The sequence below is a fragment of the Chromatium okenii genome, assembly GCF_016583745.1.
GTDB classification, from domain to species: Bacteria; Pseudomonadota; Gammaproteobacteria; order Chromatiales; family Chromatiaceae; genus Chromatium; species Chromatium okenii.
In genome coordinates, this window is the sequence record NZ_NRRQ01000059.1 from 1 (window position 1) to 7,144 (window position 7,144).

A 7,144-nucleotide genomic window follows, 5' to 3' on the forward strand; every position below is an offset into this window, starting at 1 on the left:
ACCAGCGTTACGCTGGTAAAAAAGAATTGATCGATATTGATCCACCAGACGCTGTGTGTCGCGGTGTCCTTGCTCGCAATGAAGAAGAGCGTGATTTGAACTCATTACGTGGTATATGCACGGCACCGACACTCAGGCTGGATGGTTCAGTCGTTGACCAACCAGGATATGATTCTGCGACTGGTTTATTATTAAGTCTGCCATCTGAATCACATCCCGTTATACCGAATGCACCCAATGTTGAATTAGCCAAGGACGCATTGGCTTATATTTGGAAACCGTTTAAAGATTTTCCTTTTATTGATGATCTAGCACGCAGTGTATTTATCGCTGCTTTATTAACTGCGCCGATACGCAAAAATCTACCGACTGCACCAGGCAACAAAAAGTCATACGCACGACCGGCAAGGAAACATCTGGTTCAACTCTTGGCTCTTGGACGCTAGATACTCATCACAGTTATGATCCTAACGGTAAAATGTTATATCTCGGTGATGGTAGTCGAAGAAGTGCGGAAAGTAACAATAGCGCAATAATAACTACTGTCGCAGGAACGGGTGTTGCTGGATATAGTGGAGATGGCGGGTTAGCAACAAAAGCACAACTCAACCAACCAATCAGGATAACTATTGGTTCAGAAGGAAGTCTTTATATTAATGATTCTTCTAATAACCGGCTACGGCGGGTCAGTCCAGATGGCATTATTAACACTATTGCGGGAAATGGAATCCTTGGTGATAGCGGCGATGGTGGATTAGCGATAAATGCTAAATTGTATGGAGGCTTTGGTGTGGCTGTAACTCCTGATGGCGTTATCTATATTGCTCAGGATAGTTATACCTCTCCTTTTAACAGAATTCGGAAAATTGGAAAAGATGGAATCATTTCTGCCTTTGCTGGTACGGGGATTCCTGGTTATAGTGGCGACGGTGGATCAGCACTTTTAGCAAGGATGTTTAGCCCATCTGGTTTGGCTTTGGGGTCTGATGGGAGTCTTTATATTTCTATTTCACGCAACGATGCTATTCGCCGAGTAAGCCCTGATGGAATTATCACTACTGTAGTAGGAACAGGTGTTCACTCTTACAGCGGCGATAAGGGTCCTGCAATCAAAGCTACATTAGGTCATCCGCAAGAAATTAGTTTTACTTCTGATGGGAGTTTATTAATCACTGATGGTGATAATTTTCGAGTTCGTCGTGTTACAACGGACGGAATCATTAACACCGTATCAGGATCAGGGTCTCGCGGATATAGTGGCGATGGTGGACCGGCTACATCTGCAGCATTTAATTACGTTTGGGGTGTTGCTTCTGCGCAAAATGGCGTCTTTTATGTTGGTGACCATGCAAACTGCCGTGTGCGCAAAGTCAACTCAGATGGCATTGTATCTACAATCGCAGGTAATGGAATTTGTGGATACGGTGGCGATGGTGGTCCTGCTACACAGGCAATGATAACTCAACCAGATAGTCTGGCGGTAGACAAACAAGGAAATTTATACATTGCTGATCGTTACAATCATGCTATTCGCCGGGTATCTGCAAGCTTACCTGGAATCTCACTAACTGATTTAGTTATTGCTTCAAAAAATGGTTCAGAAGCATATCAATTTGATTCAACTGGTCATCATCTCCGCACTCGCAATACCCTAACTAATCAGGTGATCTCTCAATTCACTTACGATACAGCAGGTCGTTTAATTAGCATCACAGATGCTGACGGCAACATCACTACTATTGAACGTAATACGGCTGGCAATCCTACCGCCATTGTCGCGCCTCACGGACAACGCACTGTATTAACCCTAGATACCAATGGTTATCTCGCATCGGTAAAAAATCCGGCGGGCGAGACTTACGCCATGACCTATACGGCGGATGGTTTATTAACCGCATTCAAAAATCCGAATGGTCATTCCTCAACCATGACCTACGATGCACTCGGTCGTCTCATTAAAGATCAGAATGCTGACGGCGGCAGCCAGAATTTAGTACGAACTGAACTGCCTTTAGGCTATGAAGTCACGCGCACGACTGGTGAAGGTCGAAATGCCAAATATCGGTTAGAAACGCTAACGACTGGTGATCAGCAATCCACAAATACTGATTATGACAATACCCAAATCACTAGCCTTATAAAAACAGACGGCACAACGAAAACCACTCAACCTGACGGAACTCAGATCACCTTAATTGAAGGACCTGATCCCCGTTTCGGGATGCAAATACCTATTGCTAAAAGTCTCACTACCGTGACTGGTGGTTTGACCTCAACAATCACAACTAACCGCACGGCAACGTTGGCAAATTCCAACGACCCTTTGAGCTTAAAAACCCTTACCGATACGATGACGGTGAATAGTCGCACCTCTACCAAAGTTTACGATGCAGCAACTAAACGCGAGACCAGCACCAGTGCAGCAGGGCGTGTTGGCACGGAAACCCTAGATAACTTGGGACGGACAATTCAATCCCAAATAACTGATCTCTTAGCAATCAATAATGGCTATGACACCCAAGGTCAGCTTGTTTCCATTTCTCAAGGTACTGGTGTTGATCAACGCAATCTAACGCTTGCTTATAATCCACAAGGCGATTTAAAAACTCTCACCGATCCATTGGGTCGTACACTTGGCTATCAATACGATGCAGCAGGTCGTATCACGCAAAAAACGTTGCCAGATGGACGCGAATTACGTTATGCCTATGACGATAATGGCAATCTAACTTCGTTAACTCCACCAGGACAGCTTCCGCATTTATTTACCTATACCAAGACCGATCAAACAGCAGAATACAGTCCACCAGAAATAGGTGCTGGCACTAATAGCACTGTGTATACCTACAATCTGGATAAAGATTTAACTAAGATCACTCGCCCAGACGGTCAACTTCTGCGTTTTACTTACGACACTGCCGGTCGTCTTAGCCAACAAACTTTACCCAACGGAACCCAGACTTATAGCTATAACGCTACTACGGGTAAGTTGACCAGCGTCACTGACCTGAGTGGGGGTTCCATCGTTTTGACGTATAACGGTGCTTTGCTCACGAAGTCGAATTGGACTGGTGCAATAGCGGGTAATGTTGGCTTTGGTTACGACAATGATTTCCGTATGACCAGCATCAGCGTTAATGGTGCCAATTCTGTGACCTATACCTATGACGCTGACAGCCTACTGACCAAAGCGGGTGCTCTGACTTTAACCCGCAGCAGCCAGAACGGTCTGGTGACAGGTTCGAGCCTCGGTCTGGTGACAGATGCCTATAGCTACAATGGGTTTGGTGAAACTAGCCGGTACGATGCGAAGATCAGTGGGGTATCGGTGTTCAAGACTGATTTTACCTACGACAAGCTCGGTCGGATCACTCACAAAATCGAGACCCAAGGCGCAAGTGTCAACAACTACGACTATGGCTATGACCTCGCCGGACGGCTGGTAGAGGTGAAGCGCGATGACGCAACGATCTCCAGCTATAGCTACGATGACAATGGCAATCGCTTGCTCAGTCCGGGTTTAACTGCAAGCTCTACTTACGATGACCAAGATCGTCTGCTGACTTACGGAAATGCTACCTACACCTATACTGCCAACGGTGAGTTAGCGACCAAAACGGTAAATGGGCAAACGACCACCTACGACTATGATGTGCTTGGTAATCTCCGCCAAGTCGACCTGCCAGACGGTCGAATGATTGATTATGTCATTGATGCTGCCAATCGTCGTGTTGGTAAGAAAATCAATGGGACTTTATTAAATGGGTTCTTGTATCAGGATGGATTGAAACCGATTGCCGAACTGGATAGCACTGGCGCAGTTGTTAGTCGTTTTGTATATGCAAATCACGCCAACGTACCAGACTATATGGTCAAGGGTGGTGTGACCTACAGAATCGTGACAGATCATCTCGGCAGCCCGCGTTTAGTGGTGAATACCACTAATGGCAGCGTTATTCAGCGCATGAACTATGATGAGTTCGGAAATGTTCTGACAGATAGCAATCCAGGATTCCAGCCATTTGGGTTTGCTGGCGGATTATATGATCGTGATACCAAATTAGTGCGGTTTGGAGCGCGGGATTATGACGCAGAAATAGGAAGATGGACGGCGAAGGATCCGATTGGATTTAATGGTGGGGATACAAATTTATATGGGTATATCATCAATGATCCTGTAAACGCTGTTGATTACAATGGACAAATTGCACCTCTGTTAGCCTATGCGGGTGTAGTTTTGATGGGAGGCACTGTTGGCGCAATCACTAATGTGATAAAGGAAATTGGCAATATCAATGATCCAATGAGATCAGCTGGTTTATCAACGGTTGTCGGAACTCTAGATTCGAGTAATATTATTCGAGCAACATCTAGCGCGATTGTTAACGAAGCTATTTCGAATTCTTGTTCAATAAAACCTTTTGAAAGTAGTAATAAACGACAACGGTTAATCGATGCTGCAATTCGTGGTTTTGTGGGAGGGGCATTCGCAACGGCAATGACTGCTCCATTTCTTGGTTGGGGTGCCGGAACTGTGGCAGATGGAGCCCTTTTTATATCCGGCGGTGCCATGGGTCAAGTATTTGAAAACATGTTGCAATTACAGTTTTATTGGGCGCGACACTTATGACTTAAAATTTTACAGATACTGGCAGGGCACTCGGATAGCGAACCATGAAAATTATCATTAGACACATCGCTGATTGTGTTTACTGAAATCAGCAAAGAATGTCTTTTAAAGGCTATGAACGAAATGCTGGATGAGTTATTGCTGGAGTGCAATTTCAATTTCTCGTAGACGCAACTCAATCACTTTTCAGAATGGGCAGCGGCTTACTGTGGCGCTGCCCTGTCTTGAACTCTCATTGATTGAGATGGTTAACGATATGCTGATTGAGGTGTATCTACTAAGACCGCACAAGCAAATGCCTTTAGAAAAAGGCAGATTCTATTGCATTACAGGGTATTTTGATTCACCCATTCCAAATATGCCGCATTCACATCCACGACTTCAAGGCTATATAGTCGATCCAGAATGAATTGATTGCTGCGCAACAATCATGATTGAAAGTAGTGCGCTGATTTCGACAATCATTTTATGTTGGATCGACTATACCGTCAGATTTGACCTTACCAGCCCCGTCATGGGGCTTTTTTTGCCACTGGCAACCGCCCACTTGCCCACTTGCCCACTTGCCCACTTTGACACCCACTGACTGCCCCCCGCCGACCCAAAGCCCAAACCCACATCATACCTTTTGAAACTATCTTTTATGGCGACAGCAATGATTTTAATTCAATTATGTTAAATTCTAATTGAATATCTATGTATATGCTTTGAGTTTTTTCAAGTAATTGATATAGATATTATAATTTAAGGATGGTTAATTCCATCCTCAATATCTGTGCTGTGCCTCCGCCTTAATGCTCACGCATTTTGTCAGCACAGATACTCCCTGATCAAATCGGTGTCCTTCACGGGATGCCGATTTGATTGTCTCTTTAATGGAGTTCAATACATGTCGAGCCAAGAAATGGCTATCGTCATTGATGATGAGTCAACTAATATAGCAATAAATCCGCTAGATATTCCAACAACGGTTTTCAAAAACAACCTGGCGCGGCGAAGTGAAAATCGACAACTGTTACTGAATTGGATTCGGTCATCTTTGAAAGAAGGTATCGATTACGGTTCTATTCCAACCAAACGTGGACCTTCAAAGCCCAGTCTTTTTAAGCCGGGCGCGGAAAAAATATGCGGGATGTTAGGAATAACAGTCCATTTCCCTTCACTGAAGGAAACAGAACAAGCCTTTTTACAAGGTTTGATACCTGAATATGTGATGGTGCGTTGTGAACTGAAAAACATTCATGGACAAACCCTCGCAGATGGAGTTGGAGCCAGAAGTCTTAAACAAGATTATGGTGATTTGAATAAGGCACTCAAGATGGCATCTAAAAGCGCCCATATTGATGCAACTTTACGTCTCGCCGGTCTTTCTGAAGTGTTTACACAAGACACAGAGGATATGACCAACAACCTGAAAAAGATGAATGAGAATAAACCCTCAACTTCATCTTCAACCTGTATTACAGAAGCGCAATATCGTGAATTATCCAATCAACTGAACAAGTTGAATCTTGATAAAGAACGATTCATTGCCTACTGCAATAAAATTGCATCAGCAAAATCATTAGGATCAATACGATCCTTGAATGAACTGCCTGTTGCATTGTTTGACTTCGTTATGAAGAAACTGCCAGAACTTTCTGCCGCAGCTTAATCAACTTTGGAGAACATCATGGAACATGTTTTAGATAAACGTGTATTCAATATCGCCTACGGAAAAAAGTACCAGTCCTCCTCCGACCATTCTGATAAAAAAGTTTGGATCGCTGTTGGACGACTCACTATTGAGGAATCCAAATATGGAGAACGAATCTCAATTCGTCTCGACGCAATACCTACTGATCCGGCATTTACCGGGCTGTTAAGTGTATTCCCATATGAACCTCGCAATGTTTCATCCCCCAGTACCACTGAAGATGACATCCCGTTTTAAGGAGAACAACATGAGTATTACCCTATACCAGATTGCCGATGATTATCGTGACATTCTGTCATTGATGGAATCTGATTCTGCTGATGATCCAGCAACGCTTCACCAATTGGTGCAAGACACTCTGGATCAATTGCAACTAGATGAACAATTCACGGACAAGGCATTAGCAGTGGCTTGTTATACCCGTGAATTAGAATTGGAAGCTGAAGCTGTTAAAGCAACAGAGACTTCCATTCGCAATCGCCGCAAGCAACTTGAATCACGTTCCGAATTCTTGCGGAATTATCTGATAACTCAACTCCAGAAAGTCAACAAGACTGAACTGAAGAGTAATCAGATCGTTGTACGGCTTCGTAAGACACCCGCCCGCATTATTGTGGACGATGAAACTGTCATACCTGATTGTTTCAAAGAAACGGAGACCTTGACCCACATTCGCAAGAATTGGATGCAAGAAAAACTTCGTTTAGGAGTTGATTCCATTCCCGGAGTTCACCTTGAAACTGGTGTGAGTTTAACCTTGCGTTAATTCATCACTGGTTTTAACCCACTGAGGGCTGGCATTGTCAGCCCTTTTTTAT

At 44.1% G+C, this 7,144-nt stretch carries 4 protein-coding genes and 1 pseudogene; all 5 read left to right on the forward strand.

What is annotated here, in order from left to right; all coding sequences use genetic code 11:
* A pseudogene (locus CKO12_RS13640) lies at positions 1 to 446 on the forward strand (hypothetical protein); the annotation flags it as partial.
* 32 nt (positions 447 to 478) lie between these two features.
* Positions 479 to 4,630, forward strand: coding sequence for an RHS repeat-associated core domain-containing protein (locus CKO12_RS13645; protein ID WP_200155275.1), 4,152 nt, complete (start codon positions 479 to 481; stop codon positions 4,628 to 4,630).
* Between the two features lie 889 nt (positions 4,631 to 5,519).
* Positions 5,520 to 6,284, forward strand: coding sequence for a hypothetical protein (locus CKO12_RS13650; RefSeq protein ID WP_200155276.1), 765 nt, complete (start codon positions 5,520 to 5,522; stop codon positions 6,282 to 6,284).
* A gap of 18 nt (positions 6,285 to 6,302) precedes the next feature.
* On the forward strand, positions 6,303 to 6,563 hold the full coding sequence (locus tag CKO12_RS13655; protein ID WP_200155277.1) for a hypothetical protein: 261 nt from the start codon (positions 6,303 to 6,305) through the stop codon (positions 6,561 to 6,563).
* 10 nt (positions 6,564 to 6,573) lie between these two features.
* Positions 6,574 to 7,092, forward strand: a complete 519-nt coding sequence (locus CKO12_RS13660) for a siphovirus Gp157 family protein (protein WP_200155278.1) — start codon at positions 6,574 to 6,576, stop codon at positions 7,090 to 7,092.
* The last annotated feature ends 52 nt before the right edge of the window (positions 7,093 to 7,144 follow it).

What these genes read in the sequence shown, in the direction of transcription:
- CKO12_RS13655 (WP_200155277.1), top strand. Translation starts at nt 6,303, where the DNA reads ATGGAACATGTTTTAGATAAACGTGTATTCAATATCGCCTACGGAAAA.
- CKO12_RS13660 (WP_200155278.1), top strand. Translation starts at nt 6,574, where the DNA reads ATGAGTATTACCCTATACCAGATTGCCGATGATTATCGTGACATTCTG.
- CKO12_RS13645 (WP_200155275.1), top strand. Translation starts at nt 479, where the DNA reads ATGTTATATCTCGGTGATGGTAGTCGAAGAAGTGCGGAAAGTAACAAT.
- CKO12_RS13650 (WP_200155276.1), top strand. Translation starts at nt 5,520, where the DNA reads ATGTCGAGCCAAGAAATGGCTATCGTCATTGATGATGAGTCAACTAAT.